This is a genomic window from Ruegeria sp. BG10, from assembly GCF_056538575.1.
The window spans coordinates 116239-138992 of the sequence record NZ_JBQFTI010000008.1 but is presented as its reverse complement, the minus strand read 5'-3'; the positions used below and the strand labels follow the sequence as shown (position 1 = coordinate 138992).

20 protein-coding genes are annotated in these 22754 nt (G+C 54.0%); 7 read left to right on the top strand and 13 right to left on the bottom strand.

From position 1 onward, the window contains the following. Positions 1–44 precede the first annotated feature (44 nt). The gene (locus tag ACR0D8_RS21190) at positions 45–1100 is read left to right on the top strand and encodes a helix-turn-helix domain-containing protein (RefSeq protein WP_480649520.1); all 1056 of its coding nucleotides are present in this window, start codon (positions 45–47) and stop codon (positions 1098–1100) included. Between the two features lie 153 nt (positions 1101–1253). Next, positions 1254–2363, top strand: coding sequence for a DUF4172 domain-containing protein (locus tag ACR0D8_RS21185; RefSeq protein ID WP_480649519.1), 1110 nt, complete (start codon positions 1254–1256; stop codon positions 2361–2363). Positions 2364–2529: 166 nt separating this feature from the next. Here ACR0D8_RS21185 and ACR0D8_RS21180 read toward each other — a convergent pair whose 3' ends face one another. Next, positions 2530–3729: a SulP family inorganic anion transporter gene (locus ACR0D8_RS21180; protein ID WP_480649518.1), complete on the bottom strand. Its 1200-nt coding sequence runs from the start codon at positions 3727–3729 to the stop codon at positions 2530–2532. Continuing rightward, entirely contained in the window at positions 3729–4073 is a 345-nt protein-coding gene (locus ACR0D8_RS21175; protein WP_480649517.1) for a DMT family transporter, read from the bottom strand. The genes ACR0D8_RS21180 and ACR0D8_RS21175 overlap by 1 nt, the downstream gene beginning before the upstream one ends. 107 nt (positions 4074–4180) lie before the next feature. On the opposite strand from ACR0D8_RS21175, the gene ACR0D8_RS21170 reads away from it, so the two are divergent. Further along, the gene (locus ACR0D8_RS21170) at positions 4181–4684 is read left to right on the top strand and encodes an Lrp/AsnC family transcriptional regulator (RefSeq protein ID WP_480649516.1); all 504 of its coding nucleotides are present in this window, start codon (positions 4181–4183) and stop codon (positions 4682–4684) included. A gap of 242 nt (positions 4685–4926) precedes the next feature. On the opposite strand, the gene ACR0D8_RS21165 is transcribed toward ACR0D8_RS21170, so the two are convergent. The 6 genes from ACR0D8_RS21165 to ACR0D8_RS21140 form a co-directional block, all read right to left on the bottom strand. After that, positions 4927–8106, bottom strand: a complete 3180-nt coding sequence (locus ACR0D8_RS21165; RefSeq protein WP_480649515.1) for an efflux RND transporter permease subunit — start codon at positions 8104–8106, stop codon at positions 4927–4929. A gap of 32 nt (positions 8107–8138) precedes the next feature. Beyond that, positions 8139–9338, bottom strand: coding sequence for an efflux RND transporter periplasmic adaptor subunit (locus ACR0D8_RS21160; RefSeq protein ID WP_480649514.1), 1200 nt, complete (start codon positions 9336–9338; stop codon positions 8139–8141). Between the two features lie 145 nt (positions 9339–9483). After that, positions 9484–10380, bottom strand: a complete 897-nt coding sequence (locus ACR0D8_RS21155) for a LysR family transcriptional regulator (protein WP_480649513.1) — start codon at positions 10378–10380, stop codon at positions 9484–9486. 1067 nt (positions 10381–11447) lie between these two features. Then, complete coding sequence (locus ACR0D8_RS21150; protein ID WP_480649512.1) at positions 11448–11948, bottom strand: VOC family protein; 501 nt, start codon at positions 11946–11948, stop codon at positions 11448–11450. A gap of 132 nt (positions 11949–12080) precedes the next feature. After that, positions 12081–13109: an alpha/beta fold hydrolase gene (locus ACR0D8_RS21145; RefSeq protein WP_480649511.1), complete on the bottom strand. Its 1029-nt coding sequence runs from the start codon at positions 13107–13109 to the stop codon at positions 12081–12083. Between the two features lie 43 nt (positions 13110–13152). Further along, the gene (locus ACR0D8_RS21140; protein WP_480649510.1) at positions 13153–14043 is read right to left on the bottom strand and encodes an NmrA family NAD(P)-binding protein; all 891 of its coding nucleotides are present in this window, start codon (positions 14041–14043) and stop codon (positions 13153–13155) included. Between the two features lie 151 nt (positions 14044–14194). On the opposite strand from ACR0D8_RS21140, the gene ACR0D8_RS21135 reads away from it, so the two are divergent. The 3 genes from ACR0D8_RS21135 to ACR0D8_RS21125 all read left to right on the top strand — a co-directional run bounded on the left by ACR0D8_RS21135 (position 14195) and on the right by ACR0D8_RS21125 (position 17476). Next, positions 14195–15070, top strand: coding sequence for a LysR family transcriptional regulator (locus ACR0D8_RS21135; RefSeq protein WP_480649509.1), 876 nt, complete (start codon positions 14195–14197; stop codon positions 15068–15070). 961 nt (positions 15071–16031) lie between these two features. Next, entirely contained in the window at positions 16032–16718 is a 687-nt protein-coding gene (locus tag ACR0D8_RS21130) for a hypothetical protein (protein ID WP_480649508.1), read from the top strand. After that, positions 16718–17476 (top strand): hypothetical protein, encoded by a 759-nt coding sequence (locus ACR0D8_RS21125; RefSeq protein WP_480649507.1) that lies wholly within the window; start codon positions 16718–16720, stop codon positions 17474–17476. The genes ACR0D8_RS21130 and ACR0D8_RS21125 overlap by 1 nt, the downstream gene beginning before the upstream one ends. Before the next feature lie 171 nt (positions 17477–17647). Here ACR0D8_RS21125 and ACR0D8_RS21120 read toward each other — a convergent pair whose 3' ends face one another. Together ACR0D8_RS21120 and ACR0D8_RS21115 are read right to left on the bottom strand one after the other, a co-directional pair. After that, entirely contained in the window at positions 17648–18280 is a 633-nt protein-coding gene (locus ACR0D8_RS21120) for a tyrosine-type recombinase/integrase (RefSeq protein WP_093037018.1), read from the bottom strand. 132 nt (positions 18281–18412) lie between these two features. Next, the gene (locus ACR0D8_RS21115) at positions 18413–18850 is read right to left on the bottom strand and encodes a DMT family transporter (RefSeq protein WP_480649506.1); all 438 of its coding nucleotides are present in this window, start codon (positions 18848–18850) and stop codon (positions 18413–18415) included. Between the two features lie 923 nt (positions 18851–19773). Here ACR0D8_RS21115 and ACR0D8_RS21110 point away from each other — a divergent pair. After that, on the top strand, positions 19774–19968 hold the full coding sequence (locus ACR0D8_RS21110; protein WP_480649505.1) for a hypothetical protein: 195 nt from the start codon (positions 19774–19776) through the stop codon (positions 19966–19968). A gap of 91 nt (positions 19969–20059) precedes the next feature. Here ACR0D8_RS21110 and urtE read toward each other — a convergent pair whose 3' ends face one another. The 3 genes from urtE to urtC are packed head-to-tail and all read right to left on the bottom strand — an operon-like array spanning position 20060 to position 22747. Further along, the gene (gene urtE, locus ACR0D8_RS21105) at positions 20060–20767 is read right to left on the bottom strand and encodes an urea ABC transporter ATP-binding subunit UrtE (protein WP_480649504.1); all 708 of its coding nucleotides are present in this window, start codon (positions 20765–20767) and stop codon (positions 20060–20062) included. Next, a complete protein-coding gene (gene urtD / locus ACR0D8_RS21100) occupies positions 20757–21497 on the bottom strand; it encodes an urea ABC transporter ATP-binding protein UrtD (RefSeq protein WP_480649503.1) in 741 nt (246 codons plus the stop codon). The genes urtE and urtD overlap by 11 nt, the downstream gene beginning before the upstream one ends. Continuing rightward, positions 21494–22747 (bottom strand): urea ABC transporter permease subunit UrtC, encoded by a 1254-nt coding sequence (gene urtC, locus ACR0D8_RS21095; RefSeq protein ID WP_480649502.1) that lies wholly within the window; start codon positions 22745–22747, stop codon positions 21494–21496. The genes urtD and urtC overlap by 4 nt, the downstream gene beginning before the upstream one ends. Positions 22748–22754: the final 7 nt, after the last annotated feature.

Here is a 22754-nt window from a genome sequence, read left to right as displayed (position 1 = left end):
CGCCTCTGGGTGAACAGGTTTTCTTTGTCTGCTGACAAAATCTCATGAAAACACTGACAGCATTGGCTCCAAATGGAGCAACCTTGTCGGGAACGACAGGGCAGGGGAGTAGTATGCCCAAAAAATGGATACTTCTTCGCGCCGTAGAAGGGGCCAGAGAACCTCTTGGTCTAAAGTCCACCACTCTCAATGTCCTGAGAGCGATGATTTCTTTTGTGGGCGGTGATCACATTGCTGCGGACCAGGATGATCATCACATCTGCTTCGCTTCCAACGCAGCGATCGCCAAACGAACGCATGTCAGCGTGCAGACGGTTGAGCGTCATATCTCGACGCTGGCTGACCTTGGACTTATCCGTCGCGTAATGAGCGCAAACGGCAAGCGATGGGCGCGCCGAGATCGACAGGGCAGGGTGATCACCGCCTCTGGGCTCTCCTTGATGCCACTGTCTGAACGGCACGCTGAGTTCATCCAGGAAGCCCAGAGGCATGCTGATCGCGTTCTCGAGTTCACTGTACTCCGTGACAAGGTTTCCGCCGCTCTGGCGCGCCTTAGGGAACTCGTAGCAAATGACACCGCGATCTCTGATTTGATGACCACCGTACGCAATGCTCTGCGTCGCAAACCAGATGCGAATATACTCAGCGAGCTGTTGGTAGAAATCTCTGTGGAAATCTCCGAGATAACACAGACTGATACAGAAAATTTGAGGGCCAGTGACAGTGAAATTGAGGGGCACAAAGAGGACTCTTTGAATCCGGAAGTTAAGAAAGAAAAACTTTCTCAGATTCAGGTTTCTCCAGACCAAATGGAGCGCAGTTTTCCACGGCTATGCTTAGAACTACGCTTTGCAAAAGATCAGCACCACTGTGATAGGCTTATGGATGATATCGCCGAGTATCTACGGCTTGGCCAAACCTGGTATGCAATGAAATCAACTTTTGGCCCAGCTATTCGCTTCATTGTTCTCGGATACATTTTTCAACGTGCTGAGAACATACAATCTCCAGGTGCTTACCTGATTTCGTTGCTGGCTAAGATCGAAAAGGGAGAACTGTCGCCAAAGGCAATGCTGTCGCGGACCTCCAATGCTACGTAAATTTGCGAAACAAGACGAGATTTACCGTTTTCAGATCACACCTCCAACCGATGATCGGATTGAAGAATTTGAAAAAGGTGAGCAATAGGATTGACCTCTATAAATCACGTAACCATAAATAGTGAGCTATAGAAAGGAATCTTATACCTCACGATGTGGAACTGGCAGAACCCTGACTGGCCGACCTTTCGTTACGACGCCGCAAGACTCGAACCATACGAGCAACAGTTCCTGTTGTCCTCAGGAGAAGTTCTTGGAGCTGTCCATCATGTGAACACATCGGATCGAGATCAATTGCGTATCGACCTGTTAAGCGAAGAAGCGATGAAGACAAGCGCGATCGAAGGTGAGATGCTGGATCGTCTAAGCGTGCAATCCTCCTTGCGCCGACATCTTGGACTGGCTACCGACAGCTATCCATCCAAACCGCGCGAACAGGGCGTTTCTCAAATGATGGTGGATGTTTATTCGAACTATTCGGAGCCACTGTCACACGACAACCTGTTTCGGTGGCATGATATGCTACTGTCCCATGACAGGCATCTGGAAACGATTGGATCATACCGGAGCCATGAAGATGCGATGCAAATCGTCTCAGGCAGGCTCGACCGCCCAACTGTCCATTTCGAAGCGCCTCCTTCGCACCAGGTTCCTGCTGAAATGGACCAGTTCGTGACCTGGTTCAACCGGACCGCACCGGATGGTCCCGAACCATTGCGCGCACTGATCCGGGCTGGATTGAGCCATCTGTATTTCGAGAGCATTCACCCCTTTGAAGACGGCAATGGTCGGTTGGGCAGGGCGCTGGCGGAAAAATCCCTGGCACAAAACATTGGTCAGCCGAGTCTGATTGCACTCGCTTTTACGATTGAGCGAGAGCGTAAGGCTTACTACGACCAACTCGAACGCCACCAAAAGACACTGGACGTCACACCATGGCTCGTTTGGTTTGCCGAGACCGTTCTTACAGCGCAGCAGGTGACGCTTGAGCGGGTCAGCTTCTTTATATCCAAGACGCATTTCTATGACCGGCATCGCGATCAGTTCAACTCCCGACAAGGCAAGGTAATCGCCCGGTTGTTCAAGGCTGGGCCGGATGGATTCAAAGGCGGATTAAGCGCCGAGAACTATATCTCGATCACGGGAACGTCCCGCGCCACGGCGACGCGGGATCTCCAGGATCTGGTAGAGAAAGGCGCTTTGACCCGAACGGGTGAACTCCGGTACACACGCTATTGGCTAAAGTTGGACCGAGAAGGGTAGGGGGCTGGGGCACGAATGGCGGAAAGCAGTCATTCGCTGCGTTTGCAGAGTGCTCAAATCAGGATGGAAGAGCGGACACTCCGAAACACTATTTGACCTAGTTTTTAGGCTAACGAGCAAACTGAACAAGCCCGACGAGGCTGCTCACAGCGCTACGCAATATCTTTTACGACTTATCTTCAGGGCCTGGTTTAGTTTTGCATTCATGAAAGATTCGTGCTGTGCAATCTCGGCAGATTTCGTTGTTCATGTTTGAAACAGCGGCCCTGATCGCATCGGATTTGGTATAGTGGATATGGTCTTCCCCGATGACTTCGATCACATGAAGCCGCCTGAGTGCATCGCGAGCAGATTTGTGCGATGCAATGAGGTGATAGTCCTGGCCACGGGCTTTAGCCGCTCGGTACTCATTCAGAATGAAATCAGCTCCCGTCAAGTCTATCTTTCCGACACCCTTGAGATTCAGGATTGTTCCTCGCTTGCGCCCAAACCGGGCTTCCACGTCTCTGAAGGCTTCGTCGACATGTTCGACTGAGCCAAAGAAAAGGGGCCCTTCGATGCGTAGATTGGCTATAGCTGGGCATTCCTTGAGATTATTGGAATGTGCATTCCGAAAAACGCGACGCCCATCGATTTCCATGGGTGCGCCGACCCCAATCGATGGCCTGGCGCTTTTGCTAATAAAGACGATGAGAGAGATAAGAACACCGACCAGAATTGCGAAATCGAGCTCAGACAGTATGCCGGTTAGAAACGTCGCAAGCAGGATAAAGGTTTCACTACGGCTTGCGCGAACAATGTGTTGAATCTCTTCTACGTTCACTAGTTTCCAAGCGACGTAGAGGATTATTGCGGCCATTGCGGGAACGGGAACAAACTTGACAAGCGGAGCTATCACAAACAGCGCAGCAAAAAGTATCGCTGCTGCGAACAGTGCGGCCATTGGCGTGCGCGCACCACTTTCTGCATTCAACCCAGAGCGCGTGAATGATCCCGAACCAGCGTAGGATTGAAGAAACGAGCCGGCAATGTTTGACAGTCCTTGCCCGATGATCTCCTGGTTTGAGTCGTAGCGTTCACCACGCCTTAGAGCGAAGGACTTTCCAATCGAGATCGCTTCGAGTAGCCCAACGAATGCGACCGCCAATGCGCCGGGTAATAAATCCCCGATCACCGAAATCGAGAACATTGGTGTCGTCGGACTAGGAACAACCCCGGACAATGGTTCAAAGAAACGAATGCCTGTTTCGTTGCCACCAAGCGCCCAAGCAGCAACACTCCCGACAATTAGTGCGACAATGTAAACAGGTATTCGCTTGTCGATACGTGACGCAACAACAATCGCGGAAATTGTAGCAAGTGACACTAGCGCAGCAGACCCCAGAGGGCGATCCCGATAGTACCAACGAACTCGATGGCAGCGACCAGTGAGATCGGCAGCCGGTCGAGAGCAAGGTAGAAAGAGCTGTTCATCACGGCGAGACAGCCCCCGAGCGCGAGTAGAAGAAGGCGCTCGCGCGGCGTCGATTTCCTGAAGGTGCGCCATGGCTTCGTGATGGGAGCGAAGATGAGCGCGGCGGATGCGATTCGGAACCATGCGACACCAAGCACGCCGACGACCGGGAAGAGTAGAACGGCGAAAGCCGGGCCGAGATAGTGGAAAACGGCGGAGACACCGAACCATGCGTGAGGAGGCGCTGCCTTGGACATGCGCGACATGGCACCTGGGGCGTTGGCGAAGGTGGGGTGTGCGGGAGCTTGATCTGCCATGCATCAATAATGCAAGGTCGAGGCGGAGCTTTATATGGAGATTAGCTATGTCAGACGCGGTATCGCAAGCTGGAAGGAAAAAAGGTGCACCCTACAGCCTTCGATTCGAAGAAACGGGTCTGGACAGCATTGACGTCGCGATTCTGCGCGAGCTTTGTGCAGATGCCCGCATTCCGCGCGTCGAGTTGTCGCGCCGCGTTGGCCTTTCAGCTCCGAGTGTGGCGGACCGTGTGCGGCGTCTTGAGGATGTGGGGATCATCAAGGGATATGGTGCTCGTATCGACCCGGCCCGTCTTGGTTACGGCCTGACGGTCCTGATCCGCGCCCGTCCGCTACCAGGCGAAATGAAGAACATGATCGAGGCGATCCAGGAGACGCCGCAGATTGTCACTTGTGACCGCGTGTCCGGCGAGGACTGCTTTGTCGCCCGCGCGCATGTCCGCGATGTCGCTGAGATGGAGGCCGTGATCGACCGGATCGTGCCATTCGGCGCGACGAACTCTTCTATCGTTCAATCTTCACCGGTCGAAGAGAGATTGGTAGAACTCTAAACCCACGGACTAAGGGCGGGCCTTTGTCAAACAGCGTTTTGGTTGCGGCTTGGTTATTCGTGGTAACGAAATACTAAGCGCTTGATTCGCTTTGGTGAGTTTCAACACAGTATTTCGTTGCGTCGGCCAGCGTCCGCAAGGAGCTGTTAACTCACTAATGGCGTCAAGGAATTCAGCTGGACAAAAAAATAGGCCCGTCACGACATGTGGCGGGCCTGACCAAAGCTACTGAAGGTGAGGGATCAGACGCTTTGGTATTCCGTGATGTCATTCGCCTTTTCGGTTCCAGCGCTTTTTTTTGGCAAAACACGTTCCTCGATCGAGCGCAGAACCACGTAGAACAAAGGTGTGAACAACAGACCGAACACGGTCACGCCAAGCATCCCCGAGAAAACGGATACACCAAGCGCCTGACGCATTTCGGCACCTGCACCGGTGGCGATCATCAGGGGAACCACACCCAGGATGAAGGCAAGCGAGGTCATGACGATCGGACGCAGCCGGGTTTGAGCCGCCTGGACGGCTGCTTGCCAGCGATCCAAACCCTGATCCTCGGCCTGGCGCGCGAACTCGACAATCAGGATCGCGTTCTTTGAGGCCAATGCGACCAGCACCACAAACCCGATCTGGACCAGAATGTTGTTGTCCAGACCTGCTATCCAGACCCCCGTGATCGCTGACAGAAGTACCATTGGCACGATCAGGATAACGGCGGCCGGCAAGGCCCAGCTTTCGTATTGTGCTGCCAGAACGAGGAACACAAAGAGCACGGCAAAGCCAAACACAAGCAGCGCAGTGTCGGCGGTGTTCTTTTCTTGATAGCTTAGTTCGGTCCACTCATAACTGATGCCTGCGGGCAGAATCTGGTCGGCCAGTTTCTCCATACGCTCCAGAGCTTCGGCAGAAGACACACCTGGCATGGTTTGGCCTTGCACTGCAGCGGCGGGATAGAGGTTGTACCGCGGCTGACGCAATGGACCTGTGGTGTCTTCGAAGCTTGCCACCGCGCCGAGGGGTACCATTGCACCATCATCGGACCGGGTACGTAAGCGCGCGACATCTTCGGCGGTTTCGCGGAACTGTGCATCCGCCTGCGCAACCACGGTGTAGGTGCGGCCGAACAGGTTGAAGTCATTCACATAGGACGACCCAAGATAGGCCTCCAGCGCTTCGTTGATATTGGCAACCGGTACGTTGAGCATCTCGGCGCGTTCACGGTCAATCTCGGCCCAGACACGCGGGGTGCCGGTGGAGTAGAGCGAGAAAACAGCAACCAGTCCGGGGTCGGCGTTGGCCTCAGCAGACAAGGCACGCGCGGCTTGTTCCAGCGCAACCGGACCAACATTGCCCGTGTCTTGCAGCATCATCTTGAATCCGCCACCGGTCCCGATTCCGCGCACTGGCGGGGGCGCGATAACAAAGATCGCGGCATCGTCGATAGTAGCCATACGCTGGCGTGCTTCAGCCAAAACCTCATCGGCCTTGACACCCTTCGCCTTTCGATCCTCGAACGGTGTCGTGGTAAAGAAGATCACGCCGGTGTTGGACTCGGTTGTAAACGTAGCACCGTTGAAGCCCGAGAAGACGGCGGCGTTTTCGACGCCCTTGATCTCAAGCAATTCATCAACAGCATGACGAACCACCTTGTCTGTACGTTCCAAAGATGCACCGGGAGGCAGTTGCACGACAGTGATGTAGTACCCCTGGTCCTGCTCAGGAACGAAGCCACCCGGAACTTTCGAGAATTGGGCATCCGTCAGCAGCAGCAGGCCTGCAAACAAGCTCAGCATGATGGCCGGAACACGAACCAGGCGGCGGGTGGCCCAGGCATAGCTGTTTGACGCGCGATCAAAGCCAGCATCAAATTTTGACAATGCAAAAGTTACCGGGCGCATCAGAAGGCCGGGCTTTTGTTCGCCATGCGGTTTTAGCAGCATCGCGGCCAGTGACGGCGAAAGTGTAAGTGAAACCAACAGTGAAATCGCAGTGGCAGCGGTGATGGTGACGGCGAACTGGCGATAGAACTCACCCGAAATACCGGCAACGGCCGCCGTAGGGATAAACACTGCTGCCAAAACCAGAGAGGTGGCAATCAGTGCACCCGAGACTTCCGTCATCGTCTTACGTGCTGCGTCGCGCGGCGACGCGCCGTTGCGGATGTGTTTCTCGATCCCTTCGACCACGATGATGGCGTCATCGACAACGATGCCAACCGCAAGGACAAGGCCGAACAGCGACAGGTTGTTGATCGAATACCCCAATGCGGACATGACTGCGAACGTGCCGACAAGCGAAACCGGGATTGCAAGAATTGGTGTCACGGCGGCACGCCATGTGCCAAGGAACAGCAAGATTACCGCGACCACCAGAACTACGGCTTCGATCATGGTTTTGACCACGGCATCAATCGACGCCTGAATGTACTCGGTCGGGTTGTAGATCACGTCATAAGCCAAACCTTCAGGGAAATCCTTGCTCAAGCGCTCGACCGTCTCAAGAACGTTTCCAGCCGTTTCCAGCGCATTGGTTCCAGGACGCTGGTTCACGACCATCGCTACGGCAGCATCTTTGTTGAGATAGGCGCGTGTTGTATAGATTGCGGCTCCCAGCTCGACCCGTGCGATGTCGGACAAACGCACGATCCTCCCGTCGTCACCGCGTTTCACGATGATCCGCTCGAACTCGGACACGTCCGTCAAACGACCTGCCGTCTGTACCGAAATCTCGAAATCGGTGGCTTCAGGGGTAGGCTGTTGGTTCAAAAGTCCAGACGCAACCTGTGCGTTCTGGCTGCGCAGAGCCGAGATCACCTCACCAGGGGTCATATCAAGCGATGCAATACGTTCAGGGTTCAACCAAATACGCATTGAATAGTCCCGCGCGCCAAAAAGGGTCACGTCGCCGACACCACCAAGACGTGTCAGTTCGTCACGCACCCGCTGCGCCGCGTTGGTGATGTAAAGCGCGTCGCGAGATGCGTCCGGCGAGAACATATGGACCACCAGCAGCAGATCAGGAGACGCCTTTTGAGTAACAACACCGAGACGCCTTACCGTTTCCGGCAGGCGGGGTTCAGCAATGGCAACTCGGTTCTGAACCAGAACCTGAGCCGCATCCAGATCAGTGCCCAGCTCAAACGTGACAGTGATTGTCAGATTGCCGTCCCCTGTTGCTTGGGACGACAGGTACAGCATTCCTTCAACACCGTTGATCTGTTGCTCCAGTGGCGTCGCCACAGTCTGTGCGATTGTCTCGGCTGAGGCACCTGGATATTGCGCAGTTACCTGCACTGTAGGGGGCGCGACCTCTGGGTATTGCGCGACAGGCAATGTGAAATAGCTCAGTGCGCCGACAATTGTGATAAATGCGGAAATCACGATCGCAAATATCGGTCGATCAATAAAGAAATGGGGAAGTTTCATTGGATTTTCCTCACCTAAAATAAATGCTGCACTTACCGCAGCGCGACTTCGGTCGCTTCAGAACTCTGTGTATTGTGGACCTGAACTTGTGCACCGGCAGCCACCAGATGTAGCCCGCTAACAACGACCTGCTCGCCAGCGTTCAACCCATCGACCACCCGCAGGCCGTCATGGCGATCGTGCAGGGTGACATCGCGACGGGTGATCGTGTTGTCCGTGTCAACGATCCAGACAAATTTGGTTGCCTGATCCGAGTTGATTGCCCGTTCCGGAATGACGATGCCTTGTTCGTTTGTCTCAGCGGCCAAACGCATGCTTCCAAACATTCCGGGCACAAGCAGGCCGTCGTCATTGTCCAGAATTGCGTGACCTCTGAGGGTGCCTGTGCCGACATCCAGGCGGTTATCGACAAAGTCAATTTTGCCGAGATGTTCGAAGTCCAACCCACCCGTCAATTTGATCTCGACTGGCAGGTCACCTGCGACGCCGCGAAACCCTGTTTCGTCGTGCAGACGCATGTATTCGAGATACTGCTGCTCGGTCACGTCGAACACAAAGTTGATCGGGTCGATCGAGACAATCGTCGTCAAGGGTGCTGAACCCGATCCGGCAGAAACCAAATTGCCTTCACTCACAAAGTCGTCGGAAATCCGTCCGGTGACCGGGGCGTGAATTTGGGTGAACTCAAGGTCCAGACGGGCACGATCAATCGCGGCCTGGGCCGAAGCGATACTTGCCGCGGCAATCGCTGCGTTCTGCCTCCTTGTGTCCAGAACAGACTGGCTTATATGGCCTTGCTCCCTCAGCGCTTCCGCACGTTCAAGTTCAAACTGGCTGAGCTCAGCCGCCGCCTGTGCTTCAGTCAGATGGGCTTCGGCTTCGGCCAGAAGCGCCTGATAGGGGCGCGGGTCAATCGAGAAAAGCAGATCACCTTTCTGGACAATCTGACCCGATGTAAAGTGGACGTCGTCAAGGTGTCCTGACACACGGGCACGCACCAGAACCTCATCGACCGCTTCGAAGCGTCCGGTGAATTCATCCCAATCTGTGACATTGCGTTGCTCCGCAGGGAAGACCTCGACCGTCGGGGCGACTGGCGCTGCAGCCGGAGCTGACGCCTCTGCTGCACCAACAAAACTGGGAATTTCAACTTTGTTTACCGTGTACCAGAGACCGCCAGCAACAGCTGCGCCGATCGCGACACCGGAAAACAGGGAACCTTTATTGAGCATCATTCTATCCTCACCAATGGGCAATAGGCCCGGGGTTATGGGTAGAATGTCTCGTTTCAGGCCCAACCTTGTAGCCCGCCGGTGGGACGATCACTCTTTCCTGGTGGGACGCAATACGAGTGCGGCGCTTGATAAATATTGTAATTCAGAAGCTTGGCGGGTTTGAAACCAGGAAATCCACGAACGCCCTGACACGCGGGGCGACCAGCCTTCGATCGAGATACACGATGGAATAGGGTAGTTTGTCCAATCGGACGTTTTCCATAACCTCAACCAGGCGCCCTCGTTCCATTGATTCCAAGATCAGATAGGTCGGGAGTTGTGCAATCCCCAGACCGGCCTCTGCAGCTTGGTGGATTGCATCGATGTCGTTCCCAATAAGGACCGGGTCAAGTGTGCGTCGGACGACGTTACCCTCACATTCAAACATGAATGGAAAGAGCCGCCCTGTATTGCGAGCGCGGTAGTGGATGCCTCGGTGGGCGTCCAGTTCAGGTATTCTCTGAGGATGCCCGTAGCGTTCTACATAAGACGGCGCCGCGACAGTGTGTATGACATCATCGAACAGTTTCCGTGCGACCAGATTGGCACTGTCACCCAGTGCACCGATGCGTATGGCGACATCAATTCCTTCTGACGCGAGATCGACAATCCGATCCTCAAACCTGAGTTCCACCTCAACATTTTTGTAGCGGCACATAAAGGACAAGACACGTTGTGTCAGCCACATCCGCCCAAACACAGCGGATGCGGAAACAACCAGTTTTCCTCTCGGCTCTTCCAAGCTGTCTGTAAACTCGGTTTTCAAGCTTTCCGCATCGTCCAGCAGTTTGCGCGCGCCGTCCAAGAGTCTTTCGCCCTCGACTGTCAGCGCCACAGAACGGGTTGTCCGGGAAAACAGTTTTGCGCCGACTTCTGCTTCAACACGCTGCACTGCTTTTGAGACGGCAGAGCTCGTCATACCCTCAACGCGCGCCGCTGCTGCGAAGCTCTCAGTTAAAGCGACCCGCACAAACAGCTTAAGGTCCGATAGATTATCCATACTCAGTAGTTGCCGTGCAAAGCACGAGCTTTGTCAATGCTTGATGATGTAGCCATTTGTTGAAACGAGTGAGGAACGTAGATGCAATTTGAGCTTTTCGCACAAGTCAATGGGCGCATTCTGATCACGAGACCTGCAACAAAAAATGTTTATGTTGTGCAAAGCGAGTGCGATGCGAAACTCCTCAGCCTAAGGCCGAGAATTTTCCGGGCAAACGTCATGTTTAGTAGCCATGAACCGGCATTGGGCGCGGTGTTGTCGCGCACAGGTACAAAGTGGGTCAAAGCCCGCGCCGCGCGTTTTTCATGGTCAGAAACTTCTGTTAGGTAACCTGAATGTATGAACATGATGTGCCTTTCTGCTTTGAGAGATCGCGTCTCAGGTGATGGGGCTGTTCGTCCTCTATTGGCGTCAATAGGGAGTGCTCGCTGCTTGGATTGATGACAAGCGACGACGAAATTGGCTGCGCCAATACCAATTTTTTAGAACGAATTGGTTTTTGAGTTTCATTTTCCTCACCCTAAGCGATGACTACTTGCTTGCTTACTTATTGAGCCAGATATGGGGCCGCCAGTCGCTCTGAGTAGCTATACGTTTGGACTAACACTGCGTCCTGACAGGACGTAGTGCGGGTTTCATGTTGGCTAGCCTGATCCGATTCACGTTCTCTGTAACTCGCGTGGCCAATCTCGACTGTGCAAAGAGACGCATCCAAAAGTATCTTCGAAGAGGAAGTCTGTTTCACCTCCAGCGAAAAGATGCTTGGTGCCGCTTGTTTGAATTCGAGGACCTGTGAATTTCGCACCTGCCGATAATGTCGGGAAACAAAGGCTGAGTAAGAAGCATGCTTATAGCCGATCTAGCGACTGCTTTGGGACGCCAGCGATGCCGGTTGACACGCTAAGAACTGGCGTTGCCGCGATACGCTTAAGGTGGCGGCACCTAGCACTAGGCAAAAGGGAGCCGCCACACGTAAAGACCATTCGTTTCAAACTAAAAACTGATGAAATGGCCCCTTCGTTCCATAGATCGTCCAGAGATCGTGCGACTGACTGTTCGGTCCGGCCCTAGTTTCCATCCAATGGGGCGTAAAATTCTACAAAATAGCCTGACGGATCTTTTACCAGGAACAGGCGCACACCGTAGGCGGGAACGGTATTCTCCGAATAGATTTCCACCCCTTGCTCCGCCATGTGAGCTTTTGTTGCGTCATAATCAGAGACGTAAAACCCTACATGCTTCCATCCGGACAATCCATAGTCCGCAATAATGTCTTGCGGTGGTAAACCCTGAGGCGTTTCTACATCACCGGATCCAACCAATTCGATATGGAACCCTCCTGAGATATGCAGGAACACGATCTCCGCACCTTCGTTAACGACGCTCATGTCTGTGCGTCGGACTTCGACAGCACCCATCACACGTTTCCACCAATCCACACTGGCTTCCAAGTCTGCAACGCGCAACGCGACGTGATGAGCGTGGTAGTTGAGCCCAAGCTTTGAAGGCAATGGTGTTGCGGGTCCCGACGTAGTCGGTGGTGTGACGGTCACAGGGGTCTGGGCCATAGCTGGGCCTCCGAGAGTGAGAAGGGACAGAGCGGTTGCAATGAATGTGTGTTTCATGTCTTTGGTCCTTTTTTTTGAATGCTTTGAGTGAAGCGCCCAAGCGGCTTTCGAGGTTGCAGCACGGACTTTGCGCTATTTTGAAGTTGCGCCGTCGATCCCTTCGAGAAGGAAGGGCAGCAGAGCATCCAGGGCTCCTTGAGGGTTCTCTTCGATGAAGTGGCCAAATTGTGGAATGATGCCACCGGTCACATCTGTTGCGACCTGCCGCATGTCCTCTTCGGTCCAGGACCGCATGGACGTTTCTCCGCCCAGGGCGAGAACGGGCATGTCGAGTTTGCGTTCCGCCGCCCAGGCTTTGTAACGCTCACCGTCTGCGGCGGCTTGGCGATAGATCTGCAGCCACGACCGTGTCGAACCGGGTTTCGTGTAGATGCGTTCATACTCCGCTATGTCTTCCGCCGTGAACGCATTCGGGTTGTAGATGTTAGGCGAATGCATGATGGCACGCATGTATTCGGCCTCCTTGCCATCAAGCAGCATCTCGGGGAAGTCGCGTGATGTGTGGAAGCCGAACTGCCAGTACCCTGCGACAAAGGCGGGATCGTCCAGCTTGAACCCGGGCAAAACCATCTCAAAAAAGACCAGCTGATCCACAAGACCCGGATTTCTCCAAGCGATTTCATACGCAATGACACCGCCCCAATCATGGCCAACGATAGACACCTCATCGTGGCCCAATCGTTGCACCAACTCGGTTACATCCGCGGCGATCTCCGCTTTGGACATTGCGTTTGACGGTGGTCGATCGCTGTCGCCGAACCCGCGCAAATCAGGGGCGATCACCGTGAAGTGCTTGCCCAGTTCGGGCATGATCTGTCGGAACGAATAGGACGATTCAGGCCATCCGTGCAGTAAGACCAAAGGGGGGCCTTCTCCGCCCACGACATAGTGGATACGCAACCCGTCAATACGCGTGAAGTGAGACTGGAACTCTGCGTCGAAGGCCTGTTCGTCGAATGGAACGTTCAGTCTTGGCAGGGGCCGCGTATCGGTTTCGGCAGTGACTTGTGCGGACACTGTGAAGGGCGCGATGGCGAGCGCTGCCACTATGAATGTGGTGCGAACGATGGTCGAAAGCTGTGAATGAAAGGCGGGTTGCATGAGGCTTCTCCTGTGGTCTGTATGCGGGACGTTACGCGGCAGATTACGTCACAGCGGTCGCCAGCTTGGGCGCTTCGCGCTCGATAAACGCCGCCCAGGTTGTAGGCTTTCTACCGGTGGCTCGTTCGAAGGCTGCTGCATCAAAGGTTTGGTCTGCATTTGGGATCGCACCTGCGGCGTTCAGCCGGAACTGGTCGCGTATACAGGCCATATACGCCGGATCTGCGCCGGCACCGACTGCACCTTCGTACATGACCTGCGGATCAAGCGGGGCCAGAACGATATCATCGCCGGTCGCTTCGCTTAACTTTGCAGCAACGTTAGCCATGGTGGCTGCATCGTAGCCTAGCCGCCATGTGCGTCCGGCATGTGCGTCTGGGTTCATCAATGCTGCCGCAGCCAGGGCGGCCACGTCTTTGGCGTCAACCCAGCTCCAGCGCGCGTCTCCAATCAGATTGACCAACGCGCCTTTGCTCAACCAGCCAAACCCGGTAAGGTTCTGCATGTAGGCTTCTGGTTGCAGGTGCGTGTGGCGGATGCCTGTGGCTTCGATGTAAGCCTCGATCATCCGGTGCCAACCCCAATGGGCAACCTCGGCAGTGTCTGATCCTGAAGCGCCGATGTGGACGATGTGATCGACGCCTGCTCGCTTTGCGGCATCAATCACGCGCTTGGATTGCTTGAGCATGTCGACCGTGTATCCGGTCATAAGAACAAGACCATTTACACCTACGACGGCGCGCTCAATCGTTTGAACATTGTCGAGATCCAGATGGACGGGCACTGCACCCAAAGCTTCCATCTTTTGCTTTTGATCGTCGCGACGCACTGCTGCGAGAGTGTGAATGCCGTCAGACCCACTCAGGAGGCGGACGATTTCCGAGCCGACCTGACCAGTTGCGCCGATTACGAGGATGTTACGTGTATTGGACATTTTGGTTCTCCTTTTCTTTGTCAGCGCACCGGCACAATGCATTCGCATCGGCTCCGTGCTGCCTTGCCTAAACGTAGCGAGCTGACGATTATTCTTGAAACGCAAGTTATGAATAAGTTAAATCCATGCTGTGAATTTAGCTCGCTTTGATATGAACCTGCTTCTTGTGTTTGAAGCACTCTTGATTGAGAGAAACGTCACCCAGGCCGGGCAGCGTCTGCACCTGAGTCAGTCTGCAACCAGCAGCGCCTTGAGACGGCTGCGCGAAGCGACGAATGACGAGCTTTTTGTCCGCTCGGCCGATGGTATGTTGCCTACACCGCGCGCGCTTGAATTAGCAGAGCCGGTGCGTCGGGCTTTGTCAGATGTGAGGTCCGCCCTTGATGGGGCGGCATTCGACCCTGCGACCGCCGTTCGCACCTTCACCATTGCGGCAAGCGACTATGACGTTGCGCTGCACGTTCCGCGGCTTGCACAGCTCTTTTCGCGTGATGCGCCCGGAATAGATTTGCGCGTCCTTCCCCACTCCAACGTGGATGCGATCGGCATGGTCGATACGGCTCAGGTTGATGTGGCATTGGGATGGTTTCCGCGCGCACCTCAGAGGCTGCATCGGCAACTGTTGATCGAAGAGAGCTTTGTCTGCGTCATGCGCCGCGGGCACCCGTTGTCTGACGATCTTATGTCTTTAGAAGGCTATGCAAACGCCGCGCACCTTTTGATCACTCTCATTGGAGACACATCGGGTGCCGTCGACGATATCCTGAGAGAGAAAGGTCTTTCTAGGCGTGTTGCCATGACCATTCCGCACTTCGCGGCCGCACCGATGGTTTTGGCACATTCGGATCTCGTGGCGGCACTGCCAAAGAGGATCGCGAACAGGTTTGCAGAGCAGCACGGTTTGGTTGTTCGGTCGTTGCCCTTTGAAAGCTTCGTGACGGCTCACGAAATGCTCTGGCACCCGCGCGTTGACCGGCATCCGGCGCAACAATGGTTGAGAGAGGTGCTAAAAAAAGTAATCCATTGAAACTGGATTTCTCATTCATTGAAAGCACAATCCAAATAGGGGCGTAAGAGTAGCGACTTCTGCCTCAAAAAATCTCTATGCAAATGACTCAAGTGATAACTGTGCAATGTCGTGAAAAGACCCGTGTTGTAATGGAAAACAAATGCCGCAACAGCGAAGCGCGAATGAAAAATGTCTGCAATGTCGCGAGAACTGTGGATTCGCCTGATTGATGACTTTGCTCTCGCAGCGAACAGCAGGTTCGACGGACTTAAGCGCAACATTCGGGCATTCCATTGGACGGCAGCTTTGGGCTGGTAAAAACGAATACATCCGCTCAGGCTTCTGCGCCTGAATTCCAGTTTCAATGAAATTGCAAAACCGAGAAACCGGACGTTCAAAAGGACGTGCAAAAAAATATGAATTTTCCCAATGGTTTGTGGCATAATCATATCGAGCTATGTCGGCAAGGGCTAAGGGCGCGCCAAACCAATCGACTATGGCGACGTGAGGTTGGGCTTTCAGAACGTTCAAACATGCACCGACTGCCGAGGTTGAGCATCGCGAGGTTTCTCGGCGTTAGCAGGAGAAATACGCCTTGGAATGTTTGCATTGTTGGAAGTGGATTTAAGTTATGCTCAGAATTGTATTTATCGTGGGAGTTCTTCTGGTTGGTTCTGGTAGCTACGCACAAGAACACCATTGCATCGGTCGAGATGGTTCCGAACGTCGGGACATTAGGTTTGAGCGACATGAAAATGATCGAGTTGACGAGGGGCACTTCGATGTACGGGTTACATCAGGCTTCACAAGACTTGGGAACACTCGCAGGTTTTACTATTGCTTGGAGAACCTGCGAGGTTCGTCTGTGCAATTCAAGTGGGATGGGCCAAAGCCGAACAAGCTGTTAGAAAACAAGCTCGGCAGGCCACCGAGTGACGGAAGAACTGGCAAGGTAAAGGGCCACCGGGACACAATCGGATTGCCAGCTGACGATCCCATATTGCGTACACTCCATCTTCGTCTAAGCGAATATGACAGTTATGAGGGTTTTGAGGTTAATACGATTATTGAGGCCGTTGAACACGGGGGTCCACGCGTTGTGCCGGCTCAGGTTGTCGCCACTTTGGACTTGTCCAGCGGCCAAGCTTTTGCGGAGAAGCTTGGCGAACTCGGCGAACCCTTGGTTTTGTCTGCCGGAGTTGTGTTCGACATGCCAGCCAATGATGAGGAATGGAACGACTTTATTGAGGGCGGCAAGGAAGGTGAAGTCGATAGCGCGCGCGTGCGTGCGGACGTTGTACTTCGCTACGACCCGGTCACTCTGGATGTTTCGGTTTCAAGATACGTTGGTTTTGCACAGGCTTTCAGTCCTCCAGTTCCGGAGGTTTTCTTTCCGGCGCTTGGTGTTTCGTTCGGCGAAGCAGGCTTTGCCGAATTCGGCTTCGAGGACATTGCGTCGACAAATTTGCCCTTTGAAGGAGAACTTTCATCAATCGGGGCCGGCTTTATTGGTGTTTCACAAACTATACAACTGGGCAGCCTTGGTGAGTTTTCGCAGGACGAAAGACCTTTGTCGCGAGGTGACCTGCCGATAGTCTTGCTTCTTAACGAGGCGCCGGTTGCGCAGTTTTACTTGGAAGTGATTGGTACACCACCGGATCTCTGATGTCATTCGAATACACCAACCATCAAATTAAGCCGCTGGATGTTCCTTTTCCGACGACGCCAGACGAGGACGGCCGGCAGATTGCCCCGAGCGCTCAACTCGTGTTGGCTTGGGATGTTGCAAAAGACATGATGGCGATTGTCCCACCACAATCAGCCAACGCGTCGACGGATGAGAAGCTGAGCAGCGCATGTGAAATCCTGAATTCAATTTCACATGGAACCACAGAGTTGGTTGACGGAATTTCAAAACTCGAAAAACTCCGCAGCGAGCTACAAGCGATGAATGAAAAACCTCTAAGAAATAGAGCATTCTGGCTTGGTGTGCAGGAAGCGGCATGGACACTGTTGACGGCAGTTGTTACCGCGATTGGCTTTGTGATGTTTCGCAAGCTGGAATGGGGGTCCGACCTCGATACAGGCTTTTTCTGGACCCAAGTCGAAAACTCTATCGCGGCAACAAGTTGGGGGCTCTTTGGGTTTGCAGTTGCGGTACTTTTTCGCCGCACATACTACGCGTATGCGGATGCGATAAGTGATGTGCGGGATTGGATGAACTTAGGTTGGCTGCCATGGAGGCTGGCTTTAATCAATTTTGTCTTGGTCGTGCTTGCTATCGCGTCCATTTTTTCTGGTATCGAACTAATTCCTAATTTCAAAGGATTTGGGTTTATTGCGTCGCCTTGGACAACATTTATTCCGAGTGTCATTTTCGGCTTGGCGTCGCCACGCATTCTGAAAGGCCTCCTTGGAAAATAGACAAGGACCGACACCTTAACCAGAAATCTGGCCATGATGCGCTTCGCGTGAACTCCTCCAACGTAAAATGATGCACTTGCGGCAAATGCCCGAAATGCGTGCTGCAACCGCAGCGTCTTCTGACCATGATCAAGGTCGGCTCTGGGCCGCCTGCGAAGACGGCCCTAGTTGTTAGATTTCAATGGCCTCGGCGATTGCCAGCGCGTCTTCGAGTTCAACACCCAGATATCTGACGGTGCTGTCCATTTTGGTGTGCCCAAGTAGCAGCTGGACCGCCCTCAGGTTGCCAGTCTTCTTGTAGATCTGAGTGACTTTGGTCCTCCGCATCGAATGCGTTCCGTACGCGCTGGCCTCCAGACCGATCGACGTGACCCAATCCCGGACGATCCGGGCGTACTGGCGTGTCGAGATGTGCAGACGTTCATGGAACCGACCCGGCCATAGGTACTCCGAGCCGACCATAAGCTCGTCTTCCATCCACTTTTCGACCGAGGCACGTGTGCCTTCGGATATCTCAAATCGCACAGGTTTCTGTGTCTTGCTTTGTAGCACCGATGCCCGTTCTTTGATCTGACCAGACGCCATGACATCGACGACTTTCATCTTCACTAGGTCACAGCCGCGCAGCTTGCTGTCGATTGCCATGTTGAACAACGCGAGGTCGCGATGGTTCTCGGCCAGTTCCAGTCGAACTCGGATCGCCCAAACGTGTTTAGGCTTCAACGGGCGTTTCTGGCCAACAATCCGGCCCTTGTTCCACGCTGGGCGAAGTGCGCGAATGGCTGGTAGATTTGGTGTTTCCATGACCGATCCTCCGATCCGCCATGCCCTCCACAACGACAACCCAACGTTGACGAGGCACCATATCACAGGATTGCTGCGCTGCCTCTGAGGTCCGGATTGAGCCCAATTTGAACCCTGATGATCGACTGCAATTTAGCGAAGCATCAGATAAGCACCCGCTAGTAGCAGGATGGCAGCCGCAATCCGTGATAAATCGATGCTTCTGACGGATGCATCAAATAAGCCGAAGTGATCGATAAGCAGCCCTACTAGAAGTTGGCCGACAACAACCAATGCAATCGCCGATGTTGCCCCCAGTTTTGGAACTGTTTGACTGAGGGTTAGGTAAAGAACCAAACCGAAAAGGCCACTTCCCAACATATACAAAGGTAAGTGCCTCCATTCGCTAATGTTTTCTCCGCCACGGGCAATCAACAGCGCAAGCGACGCAACAACCCCTCCGAGGTGGACTATGAAGCTTCCGGCAGCGCCACCAATTCGATTGCCCATGGAGCCTGCGATTTGAGCCTGCGCGCCAACAGCGAAGCCGCCTGCAAGACCAATTCCAACAATCAGGAGAGTTTCGAACATGAGCACCTCAAATTTTTGGAGTTGAGGCAACCTTATTTACCTTCGATCAGATGTTCGAGCGCAAATCCCGATGGCGGCTCTGTCCCGCACACCGTGAGTTCGACTAGCACTTGTCTTCGCGCTCGCGGCGAATGTCTCCTCTGACGGGCTGCATCGCAGCATCGACACCTACTGGCCAAAGGCAGCTCAGGGCCGTCCTCACCAGAGCCGGGCGAAACCAGAGACCAGTTGCTGCGCCGGTTCCGATGTCTACAGTGAGCCCAAAATAGTCAATCGGTAAATACTCGTCGAAACACTTTCTATTTGTTGATGCCCGCGCCACCTTTGTCTGGGATGGCTGACGACGCGGGCAACAGTCTGGATACAGGACTGCCCAGACTATCTGGATCGTGCCTAGAAGCACACTTATTCAAATAGTGTGGTGTGAATGCTAGTTCTTGATACCGGCGCTAAATCTGGTGACCAAACACCCAAGCAGATATGTCGCCGCGTTCTGGTGTCTCGCCTTTGGGTTTGAATACGCAAGTTAACTGCAATCCAACGAGACTATTCTTCTTTGCGCGCGTAAAAATAGTTGATTTGTTGCATTTTGGAATCAAGTATCCCCGCGCGTGGCAAAACTGAATTACCTCTGTTGCTTACGCATTCGCCAGACTTTTCTGGTCGCCTCCTGGAGACGTAAGTGAGTGGCGTCGCCAGGAGGCTGCTGGTACATCAAGCGGGTCGCGACAGGGAAACTGTAAAAGAAGCGATTTAATAGTCAGAAGAGATATGCGACTCGCCTTGGGCAATGTCGCTTATTTCGGGATTTCCAGAGTTTCTTGTTCGACGTCACAAAGAAACATTCAAACATCAACATAATTCTGGATTTATCGCGTCTGTGTGTGCTTTCTTCATCCGTTAAGGAAGTAGGGGAGAGACAGATGAGACTAGCACTGAGAGCGTTGACGATTTGGTCATTCCTTTGGTTCACGGCATTTTCGACTGCTTTTCCCGCCGGTGCGCAAGAAACTGAGGCGGAGCATGAGACTGTGGAGGTCGAGAATGACGATCTTATTGATGCAGTCGTAGATCAGATGATTGCGGCCGATGATCTCGAGATCCTACTTGTTACCTAAAGTGAGTTAAGAGACGGTATATGCATCGATCGGAGGTGTTGAATGCGGTGCGTCAATCATCTCAGAGCAGAAGGGGACCACTAAAATGCCGTTAAACAGATACCGCGGACAATAGTTGTTCTTTGCCAATTTGGCATTTGGATCCGCATAGAAGAGGGGTGCCCCGCTCGAGAACCAAGAATTCATCGCCTAACGAATAAGCAAACTCAAAAAACTGCTCGACCAAAATTATGGCCATTTCGCCTTGATCGCGCAGCAGGCCAACAACTTCCCCGATCTGTTTGATAATATTCGGTTGAATACCTTCGGTCGGCTCGTCCAAAAGTAGTATCTTTGGCTTCGTAATCAACGCACGCGCAATTGCAAGCTGTTGCTGCTGACCTCCAGATAAGTCGCCCCCACGCCGAGAAAGGAACTCTTTTAAAATCGGAAAAAGCTCGAAAATATAGCCGGGGATCGCGTGATCGCTGCGGGGCAGGCAGGCGAAGCCTGTTTCGAGGTTTTCGCGAACCGTTAAAAACGGAAAGATCTCGCGCCCTTGCGGAACATAAGCCACTCCTTTTCTGGCGAGCTCAAAGGAAGTGACATTGCCGATTTTTTCGCCGTTCAGCTCATAGTCGCCACCGCTGCGGGGATGCGTGCCGGATATAGCTTTCAACAGGCTTGTTTTTCCAACGCCATTGGTGCCCATGACACATGTTACCTGACCTTGACACGCGGTGATGTCGACACCGTTCAAGATTTGGCTGCCTCCATAGTGCAGGGTCAGATCGGAGATGTTCAGAAGGTCAGCGGCCAAGATAAACCTCGATTACTTTTTCGTTCTGGGTGACATGGTCCAACGATCCTTCGGCCAGAACCGACCCCTCATGCAGAACGGTTACTTTGCAGTTGAGGCGGCTGACGAACTCCATATCGTGTTCTACGACGACCACGGCTCGGGTTTTGGCCGCTTCAACAAGGATGTCGGTCGTATGTTCGCGCTCTGCTGGGGTCATCCCTGCCGCGGGCTCATCCACCAGCAGCAATTGCGGATCCTGGGCCAACAGCATCCCGATCTCGAGCCATTGCTTTTGCCCGTGGCTAAGTTCACCGGCTTTGCGGTCCAAGGCGCTCTGCAGACCGATTTCGTCGGCCAGCGATGCGACTTTTTCGTGATCTTGCTGACGCGCCCGGAACCGCAGTACGGCCAACGGCCCGCGTTTGTTTTTCAGGGCAAGCATCAGGTTTTCGCGGACACTTTGGTCTTCGAACACAGTTGGTCTCTGGAACTTTCGCCCGACTCCGGCCTGTGCGATCTGACTTTCGCTCATTGACAGTAATGAGACCGACTTTGTGCCCCACAGAACATGACCATCATCCGGCTTGGTCTTGCCCGTGATAATGTCCATGAACGTCGTCTTTCCCGCCCCGTTCGGGCCGATAACAGCGCGCATTTCGGCCGGGCCGATTTGGAATGTCAGGTTGTTGATCGCCTTGAACCCGTCAAAGGATACGGAGACGCCCGAGACTTCCAGAAGTGTGCTCATTCATTCGCCTCCTTTTCGCGCAGCGATCCCAGGTCTGGTCCCAGGTCGGCCCCGTGTCGATCCGGTGCGCGGCGTTCTGTAAGCTTGTCGATAAGTCCCCCCATGCCACGGGGCGCGAACAGCGTGACCGCAACAAACGAGAACCCAAGCAGGATGGTCCACCAGTCGACCCATTGGATCGTGTAGAAACCTAGCGAGATGTCTGGGGCCTGGCCTCCTGTGAACCATGTCGACAGCAATGAGACAAACGCTGCACCAATCACTGCTCCGTACAGCCTTCCTCGCCCGCCTATCGCCACCCAAACGGCTAGATAGATTGACGCTATGGGCGCAATTTCGGCCGGGTTAATGATGCCCGCCTGCGGATAGTACAAAGCGCCCGCGATACCACAGATTACGGCGGTGAAGGTGAAGATGAAAAGCTTGTAGGCCTCGACCGAGTAGCCAAGGAACCGAACCCGGCTTTCGTCATCGCGGATGGCGCGAATGACCGATCCGAATTTGCCGGACACCACCCATGCGCAGACAAGGTAGCCAAGGCCAAGCGCTAAGGCGGACGCCCAGAAGAACAGGATCGAAACTGTTGATTGCGGCACCGAGTCAAGTTCCGGCAGGTTCTGCAGCCCCGACAAACCATTGTTCCCGCGCAACCCGCTGTCGTTCTGGAAAAGGTACAGGGACAGCGCCAGCGTCATCGCCTGCGTCAAGATCGACAGGTAAACACCTGTTACCCGACTGCGAAACGCCAGCCACCCAAAGATAAGCGCCAGTAGACCGGGCACCATTACGACAGCCGCCAGTTGCAGCGGCAGGGAATGTGCAAAAGCCCAGATCGGGGGAAACTCGGACGCGCCGACAACGCCGAAAATCTGGGTGGCAATGCCATCCGAGATTTCCTGAACCGTCGGTGGCAAGGCAGAGGCCGCGAGGCTGTCGACCACGATAATCTCGGTACGGGCGTACATCAGCCACATGCCGATGGCGTAGCCGCCAATGCCAAAGAACGCCATATGCCCCAGCGACAGGATACCTGTGTATCCCCACACCAGATCCATCGCCAGCGCAGCAAGACACAGGCACAACGTCTTGCCCAAGGTTTTGATAAAGCTGGTGGAAATCAGCCCGATGCCAAACCCTTCGCCCAAAACAGTGATGATCGCCGTAAACAGGGACAGGATGACCAGAAAGATCGCGACAGAGGGATAACGCAGCACCAGCGGCTTGCGTATCGGCTCGGCTGTAGAAGTCATGTAAACC